Genomic DNA, 21,866 nt, shown 5'->3' with positions numbered 1-21,866 from the left:
CCCTTGACAGATCACCGCATGGACCGCTGCTGGCTCAAGGGCAGCGAGGGCGACGCGCTGCACGCCATGCTGTGCGCCGCTGGCTTCAACATCCGCTGGTTGCTGCGGGCAGTCGTCCGCCCGGGCCTTTATGCGGCCTGCATCCTCGCGTCCTGGCTAACTTCGATCCTGTCAGCATCGCTCGTCACAGCCCATTCGATGTCCCCAGCACTTGCCGGTGGGGATGGGAAATGAGTTTTGCAGGTCCGACTCTTTATGCGGACAGCGAATGACGGGGGCAGGCATAACGTCGTTCAACTCTGACGGTGACGGGGATGGGTGCGCCGCTACGAAGCGCCCCGGCCTGGGTGCGAGAGTTGGTCAGACTGGAACGAGGCCTATCCCAGGCGGCATGGAGATGCGTGATCTGGTCAGCGTAGCCCGGTGCGCACCCAATTCTCGAGCCGTAAACCGGCCACGCGCTCGAAGTGGCGGGTGTTGTCAGGCACCAGCACCGCGGCGGCTGGATTCACTTCTACGACCACCGGCGCCCGCACCAGGCGCTGAACATGAAGACCTCCGCTGAGGCCTTCGCATTTGAGGCCTGACCTATGCAGGTTCTACTGGCTCAATACAGATCACCTCACACGGTAGTACGCGAGTGACGAGTTGTTGTAGCCCTTGGGGCAGTATCCGCTGATATTCGACCCAGCCTCGCTCATGCAGTAGTGCGAGGTCGGTGGCATGTTCACGACGTTGCTGTAGAAGAAGTAGGTGCTGTAATCCACGCCACGCGCGCAGAAGTAGGTCTGCGCGCAGTAGCCATAGAAGTAGCCTTCGTTGGCGGTGTACCAAGTGCTGTTGTAGCCCTTGGTGATCCAGTACTTCACCGCCTCGGTCCGAGACGAATAGGACATCTGTCCGCTGTGCAGACCGAAGATGTTGTTCTGGATCGCGGGCGCCAGCGACGGGTCGCCGCATGAGCTCTCCGCACAGGCCACTGCCGTTGTGTAGATCACGCAATGCTGCGGATCACGCGCGTAGACCTTGCAAACATTGATTATCACGTTGGCCAAGGCCGTGTCGACTCCGGTGGAACCCAGCGCCAGCGCCATCTTGCTGCGCAGCGTGTAGGTGTTCGCGGTCCATGAGGCCGGCGGAACCTGCGCCCAAAGTGAGCTCGCTGAGTTAAGCAGGCTTGAGTTCTGGGTCGCCGAGTAGCCGAACTGTTTGATCGACGTGGCCGGATCTGGCAGCGGCGTCTTGCGGATGTCGCCGGCCATTGCCGTGCCGAGCATCGTCGAGACAATCAAAGCTGCGCTCGCGCGCAGAATCGTCGCAGTACGCATGTGAATCCCTGTGGTTTGGCTGATTCGATCCGGATACGTACTGCCTTCCGGGCTACCCCCTGATAATAGGGGCATTTGCCGCACTGTGGCAATCAACGTGCTCGACCTGAGCACTTCGCACCTTCGCCGCCAGCTCCGTGGTTGGCCAGTGAATGATATCCCCCCCCGGCGCACGAACAGCCCAGCCAAGCGGCTGCCATTAGGGAAGGTCTGCACAAATCGCCCCACGCCAGGCTTGGCATCGGCCTGAAGCGCTGAGACGATACGACTCATGAAGCAGCACAGCCTGGGCTTGGGACAGACGGCCAAGCGAACGCGGCGCCGGGAGTTCCTGGACGAGATGGAGAAGGTCGTTCCCTGGGCTGACCTGGTGGCGCTGGTGTCGCCGTTCTTGCCTGAAGGCAAGCGAGGCCGCCCGCCGTTCTCGCCCGAGACCATGCTGCGCATTCACTTCATGCAGCAGTGGTTTGCGCTGAGCGACCCGGCGATGGAAGAGGCGCTTCATGACATGCCGGTGTTTCGTCAATTCGCGGGCCTGGAAGGCTGGGACGAGCGGCTGCCCGACGAGAGCACGATCCTGCGATTCCGTCATGTGCTGGAGAAGCACAAACTGGCCGCTCAAATCCTGCAGACCGTCAACGACTTGCTCAGCGCCAAGGGCGTGATGCTCAAGAGCGGCACGGTGGTGGACGCCACCTTGATCGCTGCACCCAGCTCGACCAAGAACAGCAGCGGTGAGCGCGACCCGGAGATGAAGCAAAGCCGCAAGGGCCAACAGTGGTACTTCGGCATGAAGTGCCACATCGGCGTGGACATCGAGTCGGGTCCGGTCCACACCGTCAAGGGCACCAGCGGCGCGGTCAACGATGTGATCGAGGCCAACAGCCTGGTGCGTGAAAGTGACCGAGAAGTCTTCGCAGATGCGGGCTACCAAGGCGCTGGCAAACGGCCCGATGCCCGCGGCGACGTGACCTGGCACATCGCCATGCGCCCGGGCCTTCGCAGGACACTGGACCTCAGCGATCCGATGGATCGTCTGGTCGATCAGCTGGAGCGGGTCAAGGCTGGCATCCGGGCTCGGGTGGAACACCCGTTCCGGGTGGTCAAACGCCAGTTCGGGCATGCCAAGGTCCGCTACCGAGGCTTGGCCAAGAACACGGCGCAGTTGCACACACTGTTTGCGCTGGCCAACCTGTGGCTGGTGCGGCGCAAACTCATCGGGGCGATGGCATGAGTGCGTCCGCAGCCTGGCAGATGGGCACCGCGACGGCCGATTCCGCAGCCCCGAGGCGGTCGAATGATGCGAATCAGCGGCCGGCGGCATCACATTCCTATCGGTTCAGCGCATTGCCATGCTCGGGCGGGCTTTGTGCAGACCTTCCTTAGCGAGGACTTTGCGGCTGCGCTCGATGCCGTCAACTCATGGCTGGCCGACGAACTTGACCGCAGGGACTTGCAGGTGCGCCTGGTCACGCCGTCGAGCGCCAAGCGCGTCGCCATTGAGTTCGAACAGCTGGCCAAGCGCGGGCGGCGTGTGGATTGGGACTGGCAGGATCTCTTCTTCCGGCGCGTTCGCTATCGCGATGCCTGGATGAATCGCCCCGGTTTCTGCGGCGGCCTGTTAGTTTGAGTCATAGGGTCACTGCTAGACCAGCGCGTTGCCGATGGCAACTGGCTTCGGACTCCGCTGGAGGTATTTGGCCCAGTTGCCGTATCAGGAGGCGGTGCTCGTCTAGCAGTGGACACACCGTCCAGGGTGGAACGCTCCACCGTCTGTTTGGTCATGCTCGGCCTTCGCCTCGCGATGTCCTGCGCCTTTGGGCGGTTCAGCAGGTCGCCCCTGGTGTCCTGAGGCCCATCTCAGCGCTCTATAGCTACAGATAACGCGCATAATCTGTAGCTATAAAATACCCGCCGAAAAGCACCTTGCCCCGCCGCGCCGTGCCCACCTCGCCGCTTTTCTCCGAGAAATCAGGCACTTACCCAGGTCCGCACCACCGCGGCCTGGTCAGGCTGGGTCGCCATCACTTCGCCCACCTTCGAGCCATCGCCGAAGGCGTCGAGCTGCACCAGGCCGCCGCCATGTACCTGGGCATCGACCACGGCCTTCAGGCGCCCGGCGCCCACCACCTGGTGGTTGACAGCGTGCGCGCACTCGCCCGACGCGCCGGCGAGCGGGACTGGCGCCTGGTCGGGCTCACCATCCGCATCCACGGCCGAGAGCACCGCCCCAGCCTGGAGGATTTCATTGCCGAGCGCGACCTTGATGGGTGGTCCGAGCGCGAGGTGCAGGACTTCTACAGCGAGGCCTTCCCCATCGAGCCCAAGGCCGCCCGACGCGAGCGGCTACGAGAGCGCCAGCTGAGCCTGCTGCGCCGACTTGAGATCTCTTCCTCGGTTGTTCCGGCCATGAGCGATCGCATTGACTCCTGGTTCGATCCAGTCACCGCCGCGCGCCTGCAGGCTAGCGGGGTGCTGCTGCTACAGGATCTGCATCAGCGCATCACCCAAGGCGGTCGGTGGTGGCGAAGCATTGCAGCGATCGGGCAGACCAAGGCCGCCCGCCTGGCAGCCTTCCTGGCTGTGTTGCTACCAGATCACCCGCTTGCTTCGCCTCGACGCTTTGCTCTGCATGACGTCGAGGCACCGCAAGCCCGCCCCAAGGACCAGGGCAGTCCGGCCGCCATCCGACCAGTGATCGCAAGCCCGGAGGCAACCGCCCTCCCCTCCCCTGGCGCCGAAGCGCGTGTTGAACCGGTCAGCGCCGAGCCCAGTGGCCAGGCTGATCTGTTCATTCGCGCCCGCAATGACCAGGACGCCATCGAAGCCTGGGTACATGCCCGTGCCGGCTCCGCGGCCACGGTGAAGTCGTATCGGCGTGAGGCCAGGCGCCTGTTGGTTTGGCTGCAGGCCGAGCGAAAGAAGGGCCTCAAGCAGTTCAACGTCGACGACTGTCGCGCCTACCTGGTGTTCCTGGAGCATGTGCCCGCGCACTGGATCTCGCGCTCGAAGGCCTCACCGCTGGAGCACGGTTGGGCCCCATTCAGAGGACCGCTGTCAGTGGCCAGCAGGCGCTTGTCAGCCACGATTCTGAGCACACTGTTCGATTGGCTGGTGTCCGTGGGCTACCTGGTGCGCAACCCTTGGCTGTTGGTCAATCGCCGCATCGGAGATGACGCCGGCCGCAATGAACTCGAGAGTCGCGCGTTCACACCAGAGACCTGGTCCGAGATTCTACGAGTGCTCGCCGAACAACCGCCCTCCCCTGCCCTGCACAGGATCGTCTTTGTGCTGCGCTTTGTGGAGGCAACCGGCCTGCGATCTACCGAGCTGGTGCAGGCAAGGCTTGACGACTTCAGGTCACATAAAGGTCGGCGGGTTTTGCAGGTACATGGCAAGGGTTCACGCAACCGCCTGGTTGCCATCCCGCCCCAGGCTGTGCATGCCCTCGAAGAGTATCTGCGCACTCGGCACCTTCCACCTCTGGGGCAGGCTCCTGGCGACGCGCCACTCTTGGCCAGTGCCACAGACCCAATGGAGCCTATCAGCTATGAGGCGCTCTACAAGACCGTGCGGGTCTGGCTGACCAAGGCACTGAGGTTGGCAACGCTGATTGAATCAGCTCGGCAGGAGGCCTGGCGTGCCAGCCCGCATTGGCTTAGACACACGTTCGGCACGAGAGCGGTGGAACGCGGCATTCCACTGGACGTGGTGCAGCAGCAGCTGGGCCATGCCGACCCTCGGACCACCAGTCGTTACACAAGAGCGCAGCTGGATCGGCAATTGGAGGCTCTGCAAGGGGCCTTCAGCGGCGAGTAGCCGCTGACCACATCGAGGGGTCAGGCAAAAAAAAAGGGGGTGGAACGGTTCCACCCCCATGCAGACCCCGCCTCAACACCCTATCGCTTCGTGGGCTGCGAGTCGCTAAGGAAGTCAGCCAGCAGCTTGGCCAAGGCCTTCTGGCGGTCGACGGCCAACACACCCGCCTTCAACTTGATGCTCACTGCACCATCCGGAGCCACACTCAAGCTACCCCATCGCCTGCTCCCGGTTTGCAGCAGCAACGACGCAGCCGCTGGGGGTTGAACGGTTCCACCCCCCTCCCCTTGCTGCCCAACCAAGCGCAGAAAGACATCCTTGGCGGACGGCCTTGGCTCGAGTTTCGTGATGGCGTCTGCACGCTGGATCACACCCGCCTGGTCAGCTTCCAGCGCATCGGCCAATGGCTTTGCCCAGCGGAACTGAATCTCAAGCGGCGACAAAAAGGCGGCTACCACCTGGTGAGGCAACTTCGCCAACGACAGTGACTTGCCCAATGCGCTCAGGTCAACGCCGACGGCATCTGCGAGCTTGCGGTTCGACGGAAAGAGTCCTTCGTCCAACGCTCGCTGGTACATCCGTCCTTGCTCGTAGGGCGAGAGACTCTTTCGAGCACGGTTCTCGCGATCCATGTCCACGAAGAGTCCCTGGTCCGACAGGTTCTCCACCAGCGCCAGAACTGGAAGCCCAAGCTCCAAGCAGCCCTGATGCCGGCGATGGCCAAAGACAACTTCATAGAGCTCGCCCTGCTCGTCACGCCCCACGGGTCGAACCTTGATGGGCTGAACATTACCTCCGGCGTTCGCCAGTTCGTCCTTCAGCTGCTGGAACTCAGCATCGGCAAAGCTCAGCTCGTGCCTGTTGGCCCACCGGCTCCGACTGATCCGCTTCGGATCAATCTGCCTGGTCGCCTTGGCACCGTCCCATTGAGAAAGGTCGGCGGCCAACTCATGGACTTTGCCACGCAGTGTTTCGACCTCCTCCGCCTGGGCCTTCAGCGCCTGGTTCTCAGCCAATAGCTCTGATCGGGCGTCCGCGGCGAAAGCCATCATCGCGCCTGGTGCCGTCTTCGGGCGATGGATCTCAGCAGGGGGTGGAACGGTTCCACCCTCCCCTGCTCCTGCAGCCGCCAAGCCTGGCAGATTACTGAAATCCAGGCGCGCGGCCTTGTCACGAAACTTGGTCATCTCAGCCCCCAGCGTTCACGCGTTGACCGGCCCACACTGCCTGCACCTGCTGCTCAATCAGCTCGCACATGCGATCGTAGGCATCCCTGGCTCGAGAAAAGGTCTTGGCGTTCATCGCGCCTCTGGGTAGATCAAACACCGTGCCGAACTCTGCCGAGGCCGTGGCAGCCACGGCGGTCTTTGGGATCTCAATGGGCAGGACCTTGTCGCCATACCCTTGCATCACCCACTGACGGACCACAGAACTGGCGGCATCGGCAGACTCCACCCGAGACAGCAAGACGTCAATGAACTCGAAGGTCTTGTCCTGGCCACGGCTCAGGATGAGTTGGTTGCACAGATCGGAGAACAAGTCCCAGAACTGCGCAGAGCTGGCGAAGTCCAGCGCCGAGGGCGGCAGTGGCATCAACACGCCGTCAGCAGCCATCAGAGCATTGATGGTCACATAGGACAGGGCAGGGGGGGTGTCAATCACGATGACGTCGTAGTCGCTACGCGCCTGGTCCAGCCCGCGGTCCAGACAACGCCAGAACTCGAACCCCGCGTCGCGAGTCTGCCGAGCTGGAAGAGCGAACTCCGCTCCGAAGAGCAGGGGAGCAGCGCAGACGATGTCGATGCCCGGCCAGTAACTTGGCCGGATCGCATAACTCAGATCCTCTTCAGCACCGGAGAAGAGCGGCAAGGCCGTATGCTCCTGCTCAACCTCGGCATCCGGCAACACGCCAAAGAGCGTGGTGGCCGAGCCCTGTGGGTCCAGATCCAGCAACAAGACTCGGTGCCCTCGCATAGACATGCCTTGAGCCAAGGTCACCGCAGTCGTGGTCTTTGCGACACCGCCTTTGAAGTTGGCCACGGTAATCGTCGTGCCAGCGGCGTCCGTAGGCCGCATGTGGCTGGCACGCAGATCACGGACCCAGACACGCGCTTCCTCCATCGTCCACTCGCGCCGGTTGCCTGCCATCTGTCCCTCCGGCAAGCCACCACGGGAAAGGCGGTACGCTATCTTGCTCTTGTCGACGCCGCACATCAGCGCCAGTTGCGCCGCGCTGACCGACGGCGCCTTCTTGGCGGAGGTGGGTGACAACATGGTCGATCGGATCGCGCTCATCATTGCTGCGATTCGTGCGGCCTGTGCTTCGATGTCACCCAACGACTGCTTGCGGATGGGCGCCGAGGGCATCTCGGCGGGTAGGTCCTGCTCGCTTGTTGCCATCATGATCTCCGTCTTCATCTCAGATGCTTCGATTATCCGCTCACTCTGAGGAAAATCGAAGACTCTCTGATCTGTCATAGGAGTCATGGCCTCATCGGCAGTCAAACCGAGCTCGCGCAGCCTTGATCTCCTCGAACTTCATAGAAGCGGCTCCTCTCCGGGGGGAGTTCTAAGGGATTCAAAGTCTCTTAAATACATCTAGACCTGCCGACCCGCGAAAAAGTCTTTTCACGACAACATCTTAGCGAGTCCTCGTGACGGCAAGTGTCCAGACTTGAACCGCTTCGGTCCGGGCTCTACCCGCCAGCGTCCCTGAACAACCCGCCTACCGTCCGGAGTTGATCCGCTTGCACTCAGAACCCCTTCGAAAGTGCCCCCGACGGTACAAAGCTGGACACTTGGCCTCCAGGCGGTGCCAGGAGTGAAGGTGCAGACATGGTTGAGAGACGACCAGGCATCGAAGTGTCCAGCTCTAAACCGCCACCGCAGAGCAACGATCGTCGCAACTGTCCGGGTTCTACCCGGGGCCTACCGATCTGGAACTGTCCACCACCTAACCGGCACTACCCGAGGGCATCTTCCTGCTAGTGTCCAAGCCTGCTTGGACATAAAATTTGGTCATGAGCGATCTTGACGAAGCCGTGTCAGGTCCGGCCACCCGCGTCCCAGGACCGGCGCCGGGTGACGACCTTCGCAAGCCGCACGAGATGATCGTGATGATGCCCCGCTCTGGCCGAGTCACGCTCACTGGCCGAAGGCTCTACAACGCCTTGCTTCAGGTTTCGCAGAGCCATATGGCGGCGATGCCGGCCATGCCACCGGCAGACTTCATGTTCTCTGCGCCGCTGCCCAGTCTCCTTCGAGCCACGGGCTCCAGCGGCGAGGATCGCACTGCGGCGAAGCGCTACCTTCGCGAGATGAGGGGCCTTGAGGTTGACTGGGAATCGACAGCAGCAGGGGACGGCGTCAAGTGGCGTGGCTTCTCGATGCTATCGGAGGTCAGCATCGAGGTCAGGAATGGCGAGAACTGGGTCTCCTGGTCCTACCCGCCCACGCTGATGGCTGCGCTGCGCGAGCCCACCCGATGGGCTCGCCTGGACTTGGAGGTCCTGGGACGACTGGGTACCTACACCGCACTGGCTCTCTATGAGATCTGTGCGCGCTACCGAGACAATCCGTCCGGTCTCACCAGCCGCAAGCCCGTTGCCTGGTGGGCAGATGCCCTGAGCAACGCGCCGGCCAATGGCGAACGACGCGAGTGGCGGAAATTCAAGTCCGAGCGCGTCAAGGACGCCATTGACGAGATCAATCGGGAGACCGAGATCGAGATCGAACTGATCGAGCACAAACAGGGCAGGGCGGTGGAAGAGGTTCAGTTCGCCGTCCGCAAGAAGCGCCAGGCGCCCCGCGAGCTGCCGCACGAACCGATTGACGTCGACCTGGTGCGCCGTGCCGGTTACCTGCACATCCGCGAGATCAAGCTCGATGGCCTGATCCAGGAGTTCGGAGACCAAGCCGTGCGCAGCTGCTTGGATCACATCGAGCGACGAGCTGCCAACGCCGCGCTGAAGCCCATCGACAATGCCTACTCCTATTTGCGTACGCTGCTGCGCAATGGAGGCGTCGAGCCAGCTCCAGACACCACCGATACCGCGCCGTCGATCGAATCGGATCTGACCAGTCCGCGAACCCCGGCTCAGAAGGCGGCACAGCAAGCAGCTCAGTCACAGTCTGAGCTTGAGGCGCGGCAAGCCAAACTGGGCGAACGCATCGCCCAACTCAGGTCAGAGATCCAAGCGCTCGACCCGGTGCGCAGGAAGGCGTTCGTCGACAAGGCCATCACACTGATGACCGAGCGAGGCCTTTTCACCCCGGTCATCCGCCGCAGAGCAGAGCAGGGCGATCCGCTTCACGGGCCATTGGGTGCAATGGTGGTCAGGTGCTATGCCGAGTCCACCTATGGCACGAATTGGGAGAACCTGGCCTGACTGCCCCAGTGCGCGCGCAGCTTTCCGGGAAGCAGCCACTTGTGACGACCAGCCTTCGGCCATAAGCTGCCCGACAGGGCTGCGCCAGAGACCAGCCGTTCAAGCCACGGTTGACCTCACTGCCACATCCACGATCGGCCTGCGAATGTCGAAAAGTCGCTTCACTCGGCCCGTCAACCGGTCGAAATCGGCCGCCAATCCCCAGGCAACACTCAGTGAGTGCCACGCACGTGGCGCTTGGACGCTGCCGCTGGCTTTGCCCCGGCGTGATCGATACCCTGAAGAATGCCGCAGTCTGCGGCCGCATGTGGAACGGGGCAGGCCGCTCGCAGCGCCCTCAGTTCCTTCTCCAGGGCACGCAGGGCCTTGATCCGCTCGGCCACGTGGCCGATGTGCTCGTCCAGCAAGCTGTTCACCTCGCCGCAGTCTGCCAGCGGCTGGTCCTTGAATCGCAGCAGCACGCGCACCTCATCGAGCGTCATGTCCAGGCTTCGGCATTGGCGGATGAACGCCAGCCGCTGTGCATGCTGCGGCGTGTAGATGCGGTAGTTGCCCTCCGTGCGCGCGGCCATGGGCAGCAGCCCCTCACGCTCATAGAAGCGGATCGTCTCGATGGGCGTTCCGCTGGCCTGGGCCAGTTCGCCGATGCGCATGTGTATTCCCTCGTGTCCGCGATAGTTTTCGACTCACCTTGACTCTATACCCACTTCAGGGTTTTCAATGCCGGAATGGCTCACGACCACGACCACGACCACGACCACGACCACGACCACCGCCGCCCTTCGTCGCCGGCAGGCAATGCGCCGGCGCCTTCGTGCGGCTCATGGTGCGGCGCGCCCACCGAAACGCCACTCGCCGAGGCGCCGTCGACGACAGCCGCCGGCCAGCGCTTCCGTATTCCTGCGATGGACTGCGCAGCCGAGGAGTCCGAGATCCGCCGCGCCGTCGAAGGAATCCCGGGCCTGACGGGCCTGCGCTTTCAACTGGGCGAACGCAGCCTGCGCATCGACGGCCAGCCGCAGGCGGCGCTGTCTGCGGTCGAGGCCATCCGAAAGAGCGGTTTCGAGGTTCAAGCGTGGCCCGACACGCCCGCCTCTGCGGAGAGCGTTGACGCTGGCCCTCACGACCATGCCGCCGGAGTTAGCTCCGGCCTTCCCCGGTTGCTGGCGGCACTAGCCCTGGCTACTGCGGCGGAAGGCCTGTCTTTCCTGGTGCCAGACGCGCCCTGGTCCAAATGGGTCGGCCTTGCAGTCGCCGCGGCGGCCATTGCGCTGGCCGGCTTTGGCACCTTTCGCAAGGGCCTGACCGCCCTGCTCCACGGCCGCCTGAACATCAATGCGTTGATGTCGGTGGCGGTCGCGGGAGCCTTCGTCATCGGCCAGTGGCCCGAGGCCGCCATGGTCATGGCGCTGTACGCCATCGCCGAGCTGATCGAGGCACGCGCGGTCGACCGGGCCCGCAACGCCATCAGCGGGCTGCTGGCACTCTCGCCCGACACGGCCGACCTCCGGCAAGCTGACGGCACGTGGAAGTCCGTGCCCGTGGGCGAGGTGTCGATCGGCGCGACGGTGCGCGTCAGGCCCGGCGAGCGCGTTGCGATGGACGGTGTCGTCACCGAAGGCAGCACGAGCATCGACCAGGCCCCGGTCACCGGAGAGAGCCTGCCGGTGGACAAGGGACCGGGCGATGCGGTCTACGCCGGCACCATCAACCAGACCGGCACCATCGAGTGCCGCGTCACCGCGGCGGCCTCGCAGTCCACGCTGGCCCGGATCATCCATGCGGTCGAGCAGGCCCAGGGCAGTCGCGCGCCCACGCAGCGCTTCGTCGACCGCTTCGCCGCCATCTACACGCCGGCGGTGTTCGTGCTGGCGCTGGCCGTGGCCATCGCCGGCCCCTGGCTGTTCGGCTGGACGGCGCTGGCGGCCGTCTACAAGGCCCTCGTGCTGCTGGTCATCGCCTGCCCCTGCGCACTGGTGATCTCCACACCCGTCACCGTGGTCAGCGGCCTTGCGGCGGCCGCCCGGCGCGGCATCCTCGTCAAAGGCGGTGTCCACCTGGAACAGGCACGCCTGCTCAAGGCGATCGCGCTCGACAAGACCGGCACCATCACCGAGGGCAAGCCGCGCCTGGTCGAGTGGCAGATGGTGGCCACCAGCATGCCCAAGCCGCGGGCGGAGCACATCGCGGCCGCCCTCGCCGCACACTCCGACCACCCCGTGTCGCGTGCCATCGCCGCCGGGCTGGCGCCCAACAGCGTCGAAGCGCGCAACTTCGCTGCGCTGTCCGGGCGCGGCATCGAGGCCGACATCGACGGCGAACGCTACGTGCTGGGCAACCACCGCCTGATCGAGGAACGCGGCCAGTGCTCCGCCGAGATCGAGGCCGTGCTGCACCGCCACGAGCAAGCCGGTCGCACGGTGAGCCTGCTGGCCACGGCCACCGGCGTGCTTGCACTCTTCGCAGTGGCCGACACCATCAAGCCGTCGTCGGCGGCCGCCATCGGTGAACTCAAGGCCATGGGCATCACCCCGGTGATGCTGACCGGGGACAACCAGGCCACCGCCGAGGCGATAGGCCGCGAGGCCGGCCTGGCCGACATCCGCGGCAACTTGCTGCCCGAGGACAAGCTCGCGGCGATCCAGGCGATGCAGCAGCAGTACGGCGCGACGGCCATGACCGGCGACGGCATCAACGACGCACCGGCACTGGCCCAGGCTGACATCGGCGTGGCCATGGGCGCAGCCGGCACCGACATCGCGATGGAGGCTGCCGACGTGGTGGTGATGAACGACGACCTCCGGCGCATCGCCGAAACCGTGCGTCTGTCGCAGCGCACGCACACCGTGCTCTGGCAGAACATCGCGCTGGCCCTGGGCATCAAGGCGGTCTTCCTGGTGCTCGCGCTGTTCGACAACGCCAGCATGTGGATGGCCGTGTTCGCCGACATGGGGGCCAGCCTGTTGGTGGTCTTCAACGGCCTGCGGCTGCTGCGCAAGTCTGAACGAAGCTGAGGTAAGCCTGAATGTCCTCACGCTCCTCGTCATCGAATACCAGATCAGGTGTCGAATTCTCCGTGTCATGGACTCGCCGCAAGGCATTCCGCTAGACTTTGTCGCATGCAGTTCTTTCGGGTCACCATCGCGCGCTTCGTAGCCATTGCGTTGCTCGCGTGGATGGGGCTGGGTGCCATTGCGGCGCCGTTGACAGCTTGCTGCGCGGGAACTGACCCCTGCTGCGTGGTATCCCCGTCCGTGCAGGGCTGTATGGGATGCGCCACGGTACCCGCCATGGTGGCAAAGCCCGTCGAGGTGCCGCCCTCGACAGCGCCTGACAGGCCCGAGGGCAGGTCCTTAGTCCAAGAGGAAGGCACGCCGGTCCCCCCATGGAAACCGCCGGATTGACGGTTGATGTTGGGCTGACCCAAGCATCTACATCAATCAACTGGAGAAAATCCATGAAGTCGATCTACATCAAGGCCGTGGCCGCGATCAGCGCTTCCGCGTTTTCCGTTACGGCATTTGCAGCCCCCTGCTGCGTTGCCGGCGCGGCCTGTTGTGCGGGCATGCTGCCCTGCTGCTGGTAAGTAGCTGCAGCTAGGGCGAACATGTTTTGCCCGGGGCCGAGAGGATGCGCTTTCGGCCCCATCCCACTGTGGTGGGGTCCCACTGCTCGGTCAACTAGAGCTATGGCGGCACACATCAGTGGCCGCTTTTGTGAGCCACAAGACCGCTCAAGTCCGGCGCATTCGTGCCGAAAATAGGTGACGCCGGTCACGGCGGTCATCCTCAAGTGCCCGCCTCAAAAACTCTGTAGCTGCTAGACTCTTTCCATGCGCCGTTGGCTCGCCATCCTCATGCTCGCCCTGTTGCCGCTGCAATTCAGCTGGGCGGCCGTGGCGGCGTATTGTGGGCATGAGTCGGGCCAACATGCCCAGCACTTGGGACACCACGAGCACCAGCACACGGGCCAGGCCACTGCCGACAACGACAGTGCGCCGGCGGACCAGAGCGCGCCGGCTGGGTTCGACTTCGATTGCGGCCACTGCCACGGCACCTGTGCCAGCATGCCTGCACCGAGGGATGGCACGACGCCGCTCGCCCTGGCCTCGCATCCGGTCACGCCGGTCGAAGGCACCGTGCGCACGATCGCGCAAAGCCCGCCCGAACGCCCTCAGTGGCTTCCCCTCGCCTGATCGGCGAGGCGGGTCTCTTCCCTTTCTGAAGCCCGTTCGCGCCTGCGCGCGCGCCTCCTGACGCATGGGTCAGTGGCGCCGTTCGCGGCCCGATCCGACCTGAGTTCCTCAGCGTCGCCTCTCGCCGATCTCCCGTGGGTTGTTCTCAACACTGGAGCATCGGATGCACCGAAGAAGAATTCCGGCTGCCGGGCGGTGGCAACACACCGCCCGCGCCACCCTGAGCCTGGCACTGGCCGCAGCATTGACGGGCGGTCTGATCGAAGCGCACGCGCAGACCGCGGCGCAGGAACCGCTGACCCTGCGCGGGGCCTTTGAAGCGGCGTGGGCGCGCCAGCCTGAAGCACAGGCGCTGACTGCACGGCGGGACGCGGCACGCGCTCAGGCGCAGGCCGCCCGGTCGTTGACGCCCGAGCCGGTCGCCATGGAGCTGTCCACCAAGACGGACCGCCTGAACCGGAACCTCGGCACCCGGGAATACGAAGTCGGCGTCGCCATCCCGATGTGGCTGCCGGGCGAACGCGGTCGCAGCCAGGCACTCGCCGACGCCGAAGGCCGTGCTGTCGAGAGCCGGACCACTGCGGCCCAACTGCGCATCGCAGCAGCCGTGCGTGAAGCCTGGTGGTCCTGGCACCGGGCACGCGCCGAGCTGGAAGCTGCGCGCGGCCAACTGGACAACGTTCGCCGCATCGCGGCCGACGTGGGCAAGCGCCTGAAGGCTGGCGACCTGGCCCGAGCCGACCAGCACCAGGCCGATGCCGCGGTGGCTGCAGCCGAAGGCGCCGTTGCGCAGGCAGATGGCGCACTCACGGCCGCCCAGCAGCATCTTCGCTCGCTGAGCGCCATGCCGGCCGTCGGGCTGACCAGCGCCATCCCGAGCCAGGCCGAGCCAGAGCCGCCCATTCCGACAACTCCCACGGCCGAGATGGACACCCATGCCGAACTGCTTGCGCTGAAGGACCGCGCAGCGGTTGCCGAGGGAGTTACCGCCCTGGCTGCCACGCAAACACGTGCCAGCCCGGAGCTGACGGTTGCCGCCACCCGCGATCGGGGCGCCTACGGGGAGTCCTACAACCAGACCTTCACCGTCGGCGTACGCATTCCCTTCGGCGCTGGACCCCGACACGACGCACGCGTGGCCTCTGCGCGCGCCGAAGCGGTCGAATTGCAGGCGCAGATGGCACTCGAACGTGCCCGCCTTGCCGGTGAACGCGAGGCCGCCCGGGCACGCACCGATGCCGCGCGTGCGCAACTCGCGGCCGCCGATCGACGTGCGCAGCTGGCGCGCGAGTCGCGCGGCTTCTTCGACAAGTCGTTCCGGCTCGGCGAAACCGACCTGCCCACCCGCTTGCGCATCGAGTCCGAGGCCGCTGAGGCCGAGCGCCAGGCCGCACGTGCGCGCATCGAACTCGCCGCGGCGATCTCCGCCTGGCGTCAGGCCCTGGGCCTGCTGCCGCAATGAGCCCTGGCGGCGCGCACGAAACGAACACGCTCTAGCGAACCCAATCAGGAATCCCACCCCATGAAGTCCACCCACCCCTTGGCCGCGCTCAGTCTCGCGGCCGTCTTGCTCGGTGCCGGAATGCCGGCCGCTGCCGGCGACGGCCACGACCACGGCGACGCTGCACCGGCCGCTGCCGGCACGGCGCTGCCGCGCTTCGCAGCCGTCTCCGAGACCTTCGAGCTCGTCGGCGTGCTCGATGGCAAGCAGGTCACCTTGTACCTGGACCGCTTTGCCGACAACGCGCCCGTGCGCGGCGCGAAGATCGAGCTCGAGATCGCGGGCACGAAGATCAGCGCCCAGGCCCACGGCGACGACGCCTACGAAGTGGTGCTGAAGGAAGCGCCGAAGCCCGGCGTGCTGCCGATCACCGCGACGGTGACTGCCGGGGCCGAGGTCGACCTGCTGGCCGGTGAACTCGACCTGCACGAGGCCCCGCACACCGAGGAAGCGGTCCACGAGCACTCGTGGAAGGAGTACGTCGGCTGGGCCGTTGGCGGTCTGGCCGCACTGGCCGTCCTGGTGCTCGGAGGCAGGCGCCTGATGGCGGCCCGCCAGCCACAGACCGGAGGTGCAGCATGAAGCAAGCCGTGACGAACCGCCTGGCGGGGCTGTGCATCGTGCTGGCCCTGGCCGCCGCGTGGCCGGCGCAGGCCGGCGAAGGGCACGACCATGGCGATGCACAGGCTGCGCCGAGCGCCAACGGCCCGCAGCGGCAACCCGATGGCAGCGTCTTCATGCCCAAGCCCGCCCAGCGCCAGCTCGGCGTGCGCACGATGGTGACCGAGGAGGCCGAGCTTTCGCGCTCGGTCGAGCTGAACGGCAAGGTCCTGATGGACCCGAACGCTGGCGGCAAGGTACAGCCCCTGAACGCCGGCCGCATCGAACCCGGGCCGCGTGGCCTGCCTCACCCGGGCCAGTCCGTGCGCAAGGGCGAGGTGCTGGCTTTCGTGGTGCCGTCGACCGCGCCCATCGAGCGCTCCAACCAGTCAGCGCAGCTGGCCGAACTGCGCGCAGCCAAGTCGCTGGCCGAAAAGCGCGTGGCACGGCTGAAGGAGTTGTCCGACACCGTGCCGCGCAAGGACATCGAGGCGGCCGAAAGCGAGGCGGCCAGCTTGGCCGAGCGCATCGCGGCGGTGGGCGGCGGCCTGGCGACGCGCGAAGCCTTGGTGGCGCCGGTGTCTGGCGTGATTGCGTCGGCCCATGTCGTAGCCGGCCAGGTGGTCGATGCGCGCGAACTGCTGTTCGAGATCATCGACCCGAGTCGCCTTCGCATCGAGGCCCTCGCTTTCGAACCCGCACTGGCGGCCAACGTCGGCAGCGCCACGCTGGCCATCGGGGACCAGCGCGTGCCGCTGGAGTTTCTGGGTGCGGCACGCAGCCTGCGCGAGCAGGCCTTGCCGCTGGGCTTCCGCGCCCAGGGCGCGGCCTTGAATAGTCTCGCCGTCGGTCAGCCCGTGCGCGTCTTCGTGCAGACGAAGCAGAAGGCCAAGGGCATCGCCGTCCCGGTCGCATCGCTGATGAAGAGCCCGGCGAACCAGGCCGTCGTCTGGGTCAAGACCGCACCGGAACGCTTCGAGCCTCGCGTCGTCACGACCGAGCCGCTGGATGGTCTGCGTGTGTCCGTGACCTCCGGTCTGAAGGCTGGTGACCGCGTCGCCACCCAAGGCGCCACGCTGATCAACCAGGTGCGCTGACATGTTCAAGTGGCTACTCGACAACAGCCTGACGAACCGGCTGCTGGTGATCATCGCCAGCGTGGTGCTGATGGCCTATGGCGCGTTCACGCTGTCGCGCACGCCGGTGGACGTGTTCCCCGACCTCAACAAGCCCACGGTCACGATCATGACCGAGGCCGGCGGCATGGCGGCCGAAGAGGTGGAGCAGCTCATCACCTTCCCGCTGGAGACCACCATGAACGGCCTGCCCGGCGTGGAGTCGGTGCGCTCCACGTCGTCGGCCGGCCTGTCCTTCCTCTACGTCACCTTCGACTGGAGCACCGACATCTTCCGCGCCCGGCAGCTGGTGTCGGAGCGACTGTCGTCGATGGAAGAAGGCCTGGCCGGCGGCGTGGTGCCGCGCATGGGGCCCATCAGCTCGATCATGGGCGAGATCATGCAGATCGCCATCCCGGTCGATCCCAGCAAGATCAGCGCGATGGCCGTGCGCGAGTACGCCGACTGGGTGTTGCGCCCGCGGCTGCTGTCGGTGTCCGGTGTCGCGCAGGTCATCCCCATCGGCGGCGAGGTGCGCCAGTTCCAGGTTCAGCCCAACACGGCGCGCATGGCCGAACTGGGCATCACGCACGACCAGCTCGAAGGCGCGTTGAAGGGCTTCTCGTCCAACACGTCTGGCGGCTTCCTGGAACTGAATGGCCGCGAGTACCTGATCCGCAACCTCGGCCGCACCTCGCGCCTTGACGACCTGAAGAACCTGGCGCTGTCGGCGAAGAACGGGCAGCCCATCCTGTTGCGCCAGATCGCCGAGATTACCTTCGCCGCGGCCCTCAAGCGCGGCGACGCGGGATTCGAAGGCAAGCCGGCGGTGATCCTGGGCATCCAGAAGCAGCCGACCGCCGACACCATCGCGCTCACCAAGTCCATCGAGGACGCACTCGTGGGACTGAAGGCGTCCCTGCCAGCCGGCATGGAGGCGCCGCGTGTGACCTTCCGTCAGGCCAGCTTCATCGAGGCCTCGATCACCACGCTGCAGGGCAAGCTGATCGGTGCCTCGGTGTTCGTGGCGGTGATCCTGTTCTTCTTCCTCGGCACCTTGCGGCCGACCATCATCGCGCTGACGGCCATTCCGGTGTCGATCTTTATTACCGCACTGGTCTTCAAGTACTTCGGGCTGTCGATCAACACGATGACGCTGGGCGGCCTGGCCATCGCGATCGGCGGCCTGGTCGACGATGCCGTCGTCGGTGTCGAGAACGTGCTGCGGCGGCTGAAGGCCGACCGCGCCAACCACCCGCACAGCCGGCTGCACCCGATCGAGATCGTCGCGCGCGCCACCATGGAAGTGCGCTCGGCGATCCTCTACGCGACGGTCATCATCGTGCTGGTCTTCATCCCGCTGTTCGCGCTGCCGGGGCTGGAAGGCAAGCTGTTCGTGCCGTTGGGCATCGCCTTCATCGTCTCGACGCTCGCGTCGTTGATCGTGTCGGTGACGGTGACACCCGTGCTCAGCTTCTACCTGCTGCCGCGGATGAAGAACCTGGACCACGGTGACACCAAGGTCCTGGCCTGGCTGAAGGCGCGCTATCGCAGCAGCCTGCAAGGTGTGCTGGATCGGCCCCGGGCCGCCATCGCCGCTGCCGGTATTGCGGTGCTGGTGGCTGCGGCGGCAGTGCCGTTCTTCCCGACGACCTTCCTGCCGCCCTTCAACGAGGGCACGCTGCTGATCGGCCTGCGCCTGAACCCGGGCGTCACGCTGACCGAATCGTCGGCATTGGCGCGCCAAGCCGAGGTGCTGGTCAAGCAGGTGCCCGAGGTGACGCACGTCGGGCGCCGCAGTGGCCGAGCCGAACTTGACGAGCATGCGGAGGGCGTGCACGTCAGCGAACTCGACGTGGGCCTGAAGCCCACCGCCGAGATGACCCGCAGCATGGATGAGGTCAAGGCCGACATCCGCAAGCGCCTGGTGAACCTGCCCGCCGCGCTGGAGATCGGCCAGCCCATCTCGCACCGCATCGACCACATGCTCTCGGGCGTGCGCTCGCAGATCGCGATAAAGATCTTCGGCGAAGACCTGGATGCGCTGCGGGGCCAGGCCGATGCACTGCGTGCCAGGCTGGCCACCATCCCGGGCATCGCCGATCTGCAGATCGAGAAGCAGGTGCTGGCGCCGCAGATCAAGGTGCGCATCGACTACGCGGCTGCGGCGCAGTACGGCGTGCCGGCGCCCCAGGTGCTGTCGGCACTGCAGGCCTTGGTCGAGGGCGAGAAGGTCACCCAGATCGTCGAAGGTGGCCGGCGCTTTGCGCTGGTGGTGCGCGTGCCGGAGTCGGCACGGTCGGTGGAGGGCCTGGGCCAGATCCTGATCGAGACGCCCAACGGCCGCATCCCCCTCTCGAAGATCGCCACCATCGAGGACGGCGACGGTCCCAACCAGATCAGCCGCGACGACGGCAAGCGGCGCATCGTGCTGTCGGCCAATGCGTCAGGACGTGCGCTGTCGGAGATCGTTTCGGACATCCGCAAAGTGGTCGCCGAAACCAAGTTGCCGGAGGGGACCTTCATCACCCTGGGGGGCCAGTTCCAGGCGCAGGAAGAAGCCTCGCGCCTCGTCGGCCTGCTTTCCATCGTGTCGCTGGCGCTGATGTTCGTGGTGCTGTACAGCCGCTACAAGTCCGCCGCGCTGTCGGCGCTGATCATGGTGAACATCCCGCTGGCCCTGGTCGGTGCGGTGATCGGCCTGTGGCTGTCGGGCCAGCCGCTGAGCGTGGCGGCCCTGGTCGGCTTCATCACGCTGGCCGGCATCTCGGTGCGCAACGGCATCCTGAAGGTCAGCCACTACATCAACCTGATGCGCTTCGAAGGCGAGTCCTTCGACCAGAAGATGGTGCTGCGCGGCTCGCTGGAGCGGCTGAGTCCGGTGCTGATGACCGCCCTCGTCACAGCCTTCGCGCTGGCCCCGCTGCTGTTCGAGGCCGAGCGCCCCGGCACCGAGGTACTGCACCCGGTGGCCGTGGTCATCTTCTCCGGGCTCATCAGCTCGACCCTGCTCGACACCTTCCTCACGCCCGCGATGTTCTGGCTGTTCGGCCGCAAGCCCGCCGAGGCGCTGCTGGACGACAAGGACGCCGAGGCGCTTTGACGTTCCATCCCGTTCCCTGTTTGAAGCAACTCACCCCCGAAAGGACTCCCATGAAGACCCATGCCCTCCTTGCCTCCTTCGCGCTTGCGCTGGCCGGCTCGGCCTTCGCTGCTGACGAAAAGCACGACCACGCCCACGAGCACAAGCCGCTGCATGGCGGCGTCGTGGTCGAGGTCAAGGACATGGACTACGAACTGGTCGCCAAGCCCACCGTGATCCAGCTCTACCTGCGCGACCACGGCAAGCCGGCCGATGTGTCCAAAGCCAGTGCGAAGCTCACACTACTGACCGGCACCGAGAAGCAGGAGGTCGAGTTGAAGCCGGTGGGTGAAAAGCTCGAAGCCACCGGCAGCTTCAAGGTCGGCCCCGGCACCAAGGCCGTCGCGGTCGTGACGATCGGTGGCAAGCCGGCCACTGCACGCTTCTCCGTGAAGTGAACGCCATGACTGCCCGCAGATTGACTCTTGCATCAGCGGTCTTGGTCGGCGCAATGCTGGCGGGCTGTGCCACGCCGCCTGCACCCGATCCGACAGCCGAGGTTCCCTACTGCCACAAGACCAACAAAGGCCGGGTGATCGCATGCACGGCTGGCCCGGTGCCGAGCCTGGACGCCGATGGGCAGGCCAAGCAGTTCGTGCCTGACCCGAGTGCGCTCACCGTGTACGTCGTGCGGCGCAACTGGGGCGACGGCCGAAACTTCGTGAAGGTCCAGGCGGATGACGGAGCCACCGTCGAAACCCTGCCGAACACGATGGTGCGCTACAGGTTGAAGCCCGGGACGCACACGATCGCTTTCGAATCGGAGGGGCAGCGTCCGGCCAAGAGCGTGGCAGGAAAGGCGGGCGAGGTGCGGTTCGTCCGGATCGACGGCATGGTCTGGGCCTGGAAGAGCACGTTCACCTGGGCCACCGAGTCCGAGGATTCGATCCGCGAGCGAGCACTGAAGGCGAGGCTCATCGCGGACTTGACTGTTCGCTGAAAGTTGCCAGCCTTCCGTCGGTACGTTGTCTGTGAGCTTTGAAGGCTGGCGATGTCGGCTTTGCACTCGATGCGTCCGACTGCAATGGGTCGACTCCGGCCGACCGTTCCGGCGATCTGTCCTCCGTAGACCGGTCGAAGGCTGATATCCAAGCGCCGAGTCGAAGCAAGCAAGCTACAGGTACTTCTTGTAGTAGGACGCCTGCAGCCTTAGCAGCAGTGCAGCGGCCATCGTCAGGGGGAGGAGTGCCAAGTTGGGATGCATGACGTCAGGCAGCGCAAGGCAGACCAGGTAGCCGGTGATCAACACGAACGTCACCCCCAACTTTGCCCGGTGGTAGATGCTGGAGGACTCCCGTCCGGCATTGGCCTTGCGCGCGGCCCGCGCGACCAGGCCATCCACAGCGCCCAGCAGGAAACCCAGAGCCAGGGCCGGCAACATGGCCACATACATCGCGGTCCGCACGGCGAACCCGTAGGTTCCGAGGACCAGAAGGTTCCAGTCAGCGCCGGCACCGTGAACCAGCTCTTGGGCATAGGCCCCACCTGGGTCTGGAGAGTTGCGGATGAAGTCACTGGCCGCGAATTCTCGGGCCCGCCCTGGGATGTTCATCAGGGTGCGCGACACCAGGGTCGCAATCGCCAAGGCCGAGTGATGGATGGTGTCGCCGATGAAGCGCGCGATGCCCGCGGGCTCGACAAGCATGGGCGTTATTGAGCCGGCATCAAAGTGTTGAACTCAAGCCGCATACCGAACCGGCTCATGCTCGAAGTAGCTCTTGATCCGCTCGGGCTGCCTCTGCACGCTGCGCAGGTGGCGCGCCGCGGCCTTCACAAGT

General features: G+C 65.3%; 18 protein-coding genes and 1 pseudogene. 14 read left to right on the top strand and 5 right to left on the bottom strand.

The window, feature by feature from the left end; translation table 11 throughout:
- Positions 1-9 precede the first annotated feature (9 nt).
- A pseudogene (locus KAK06_RS15595) lies at positions 10-234 on the top strand (IS5/IS1182 family transposase); the annotation flags it as partial.
- Between the two features lie 383 nt (positions 235-617).
- On the opposite strand, the gene KAK06_RS15590 reads toward KAK06_RS15595, so the two are convergent.
- Positions 618-1,328: a hypothetical protein gene (locus tag KAK06_RS15590; RefSeq protein WP_210803057.1), complete on the bottom strand. Its 711-nt coding sequence runs from the start codon at positions 1,326-1,328 to the stop codon at positions 618-620.
- Positions 1,329-1,599: 271 nt separating this feature from the next.
- Between KAK06_RS15590 and KAK06_RS15585 the strand changes: the two genes are divergently transcribed.
- The 3 genes from KAK06_RS15585 to KAK06_RS15575 all read left to right on the top strand — a co-directional run bounded on the left by KAK06_RS15585 (position 1,600) and on the right by KAK06_RS15575 (position 5,147).
- Entirely contained in the window at positions 1,600-2,562 is a 963-nt protein-coding gene (locus tag KAK06_RS15585) for an IS5 family transposase (protein WP_210803056.1), read from the top strand.
- A 63-nt stretch (positions 2,563-2,625) separates the two neighbouring features.
- Positions 2,626-2,958: a hypothetical protein gene (locus KAK06_RS15580; RefSeq protein ID WP_210803055.1), complete on the top strand. Its 333-nt coding sequence runs from the start codon at positions 2,626-2,628 to the stop codon at positions 2,956-2,958.
- A 296-nt stretch (positions 2,959-3,254) separates the two neighbouring features.
- Positions 3,255-5,147 (top strand): site-specific integrase, encoded by a 1,893-nt coding sequence (locus tag KAK06_RS15575; RefSeq protein ID WP_210803054.1) that lies wholly within the window; start codon positions 3,255-3,257, stop codon positions 5,145-5,147.
- A gap of 80 nt (positions 5,148-5,227) precedes the next feature.
- Here KAK06_RS15575 and KAK06_RS15570 read toward each other — a convergent pair whose 3' ends face one another.
- Both KAK06_RS15570 and KAK06_RS15565 read right to left on the bottom strand, forming a co-directional pair.
- The gene (locus KAK06_RS15570; protein WP_210803053.1) at positions 5,228-6,334 is read right to left on the bottom strand and encodes a ParB/RepB/Spo0J family partition protein; all 1,107 of its coding nucleotides are present in this window, start codon (positions 6,332-6,334) and stop codon (positions 5,228-5,230) included.
- A gap of 1 nt (position 6,335) precedes the next feature.
- The gene (locus tag KAK06_RS15565; RefSeq protein WP_247652908.1) at positions 6,336-7,565 is read right to left on the bottom strand and encodes a ParA family protein; all 1,230 of its coding nucleotides are present in this window, start codon (positions 7,563-7,565) and stop codon (positions 6,336-6,338) included.
- A gap of 602 nt (positions 7,566-8,167) precedes the next feature.
- Between KAK06_RS15565 and KAK06_RS15560 the strand changes: the two genes are divergently transcribed.
- Positions 8,168-9,535, top strand: a complete 1,368-nt coding sequence (locus KAK06_RS15560) for a replication initiation protein (RefSeq protein WP_210803052.1) — start codon at positions 8,168-8,170, stop codon at positions 9,533-9,535.
- Between the two features lie 212 nt (positions 9,536-9,747).
- Here the strand turns inward: KAK06_RS15560 and cadR are convergent, their stop codons facing one another.
- Positions 9,748-10,188 carry a Cd(II)/Pb(II)-responsive transcriptional regulator gene (gene cadR, locus KAK06_RS15555; protein WP_210803051.1) on the bottom strand — a complete coding sequence of 147 codons (441 nt, stop codon included), beginning with the start codon at positions 10,186-10,188 and terminating at the stop codon, positions 9,748-9,750.
- 75 nt (positions 10,189-10,263) lie between these two features.
- Between cadR and KAK06_RS15550 the strand changes: the two genes are divergently transcribed.
- From KAK06_RS15550 to KAK06_RS15515, 9 genes are all read left to right on the top strand, one after another.
- Positions 10,264-12,549: a heavy metal translocating P-type ATPase gene (locus KAK06_RS15550; RefSeq protein WP_259373634.1), complete on the top strand. Its 2,286-nt coding sequence runs from the start codon at positions 10,264-10,266 to the stop codon at positions 12,547-12,549.
- Between the two features lie 443 nt (positions 12,550-12,992).
- Entirely contained in the window at positions 12,993-13,121 is a 129-nt protein-coding gene (locus KAK06_RS24425) for a hypothetical protein (protein WP_259373633.1), read from the top strand.
- A 246-nt stretch (positions 13,122-13,367) separates the two neighbouring features.
- Positions 13,368-13,730 (top strand): cation efflux protein, CzcI family, encoded by a 363-nt coding sequence (gene czcI, locus KAK06_RS15545; protein WP_210803050.1) that lies wholly within the window; start codon positions 13,368-13,370, stop codon positions 13,728-13,730.
- A 163-nt stretch (positions 13,731-13,893) separates the two neighbouring features.
- Positions 13,894-15,192 (top strand): TolC family protein, encoded by a 1,299-nt coding sequence (locus KAK06_RS15540; protein ID WP_210803049.1) that lies wholly within the window; start codon positions 13,894-13,896, stop codon positions 15,190-15,192.
- Positions 15,193-15,252: 60 nt separating this feature from the next.
- Positions 15,253-15,813, top strand: a complete 561-nt coding sequence (locus KAK06_RS15535; RefSeq protein WP_210803048.1) for a hypothetical protein — start codon at positions 15,253-15,255, stop codon at positions 15,811-15,813.
- Positions 15,810-16,928, top strand: a complete 1,119-nt coding sequence (locus KAK06_RS15530) for an efflux RND transporter periplasmic adaptor subunit (protein WP_210803047.1) — start codon at positions 15,810-15,812, stop codon at positions 16,926-16,928. The genes KAK06_RS15535 and KAK06_RS15530 overlap by 4 nt, the downstream gene beginning before the upstream one ends.
- 1 nt (position 16,929) lies before the next feature.
- Positions 16,930-20,049 (top strand): efflux RND transporter permease subunit, encoded by a 3,120-nt coding sequence (locus KAK06_RS15525; protein ID WP_210803046.1) that lies wholly within the window; start codon positions 16,930-16,932, stop codon positions 20,047-20,049.
- A gap of 50 nt (positions 20,050-20,099) precedes the next feature.
- On the top strand, positions 20,100-20,486 hold the full coding sequence (locus KAK06_RS15520) for a hypothetical protein (protein WP_210803045.1): 387 nt from the start codon (positions 20,100-20,102) through the stop codon (positions 20,484-20,486).
- 5 nt (positions 20,487-20,491) lie between these two features.
- Complete coding sequence (locus KAK06_RS15515) at positions 20,492-21,028, top strand: hypothetical protein (RefSeq protein ID WP_210803044.1); 537 nt, start codon at positions 20,492-20,494, stop codon at positions 21,026-21,028.
- Between the two features lie 174 nt (positions 21,029-21,202).
- Here the strand turns inward: KAK06_RS15515 and KAK06_RS15510 are convergent, their stop codons facing one another.
- Positions 21,203-21,733 carry an IncC plasmid conjugative DNA transfer DtrJ family protein gene (locus KAK06_RS15510; protein ID WP_210803043.1) on the bottom strand — a complete coding sequence of 177 codons (531 nt, stop codon included), beginning with the start codon at positions 21,731-21,733 and terminating at the stop codon, positions 21,203-21,205.
- Between the last annotated feature and the right edge of the window lie 133 nt (positions 21,734-21,866).

Origin of the sequence: Ideonella aquatica (genome assembly GCF_018069755.1) — a bacterium.
GTDB lineage: Bacteria > Pseudomonadota > Gammaproteobacteria > Burkholderiales > Burkholderiaceae_C > Ideonella > Ideonella aquatica.
The sequence above is the reverse complement of the archived record's forward strand: the minus strand, read 5'-3'. Positions and strand labels throughout refer to the sequence as shown.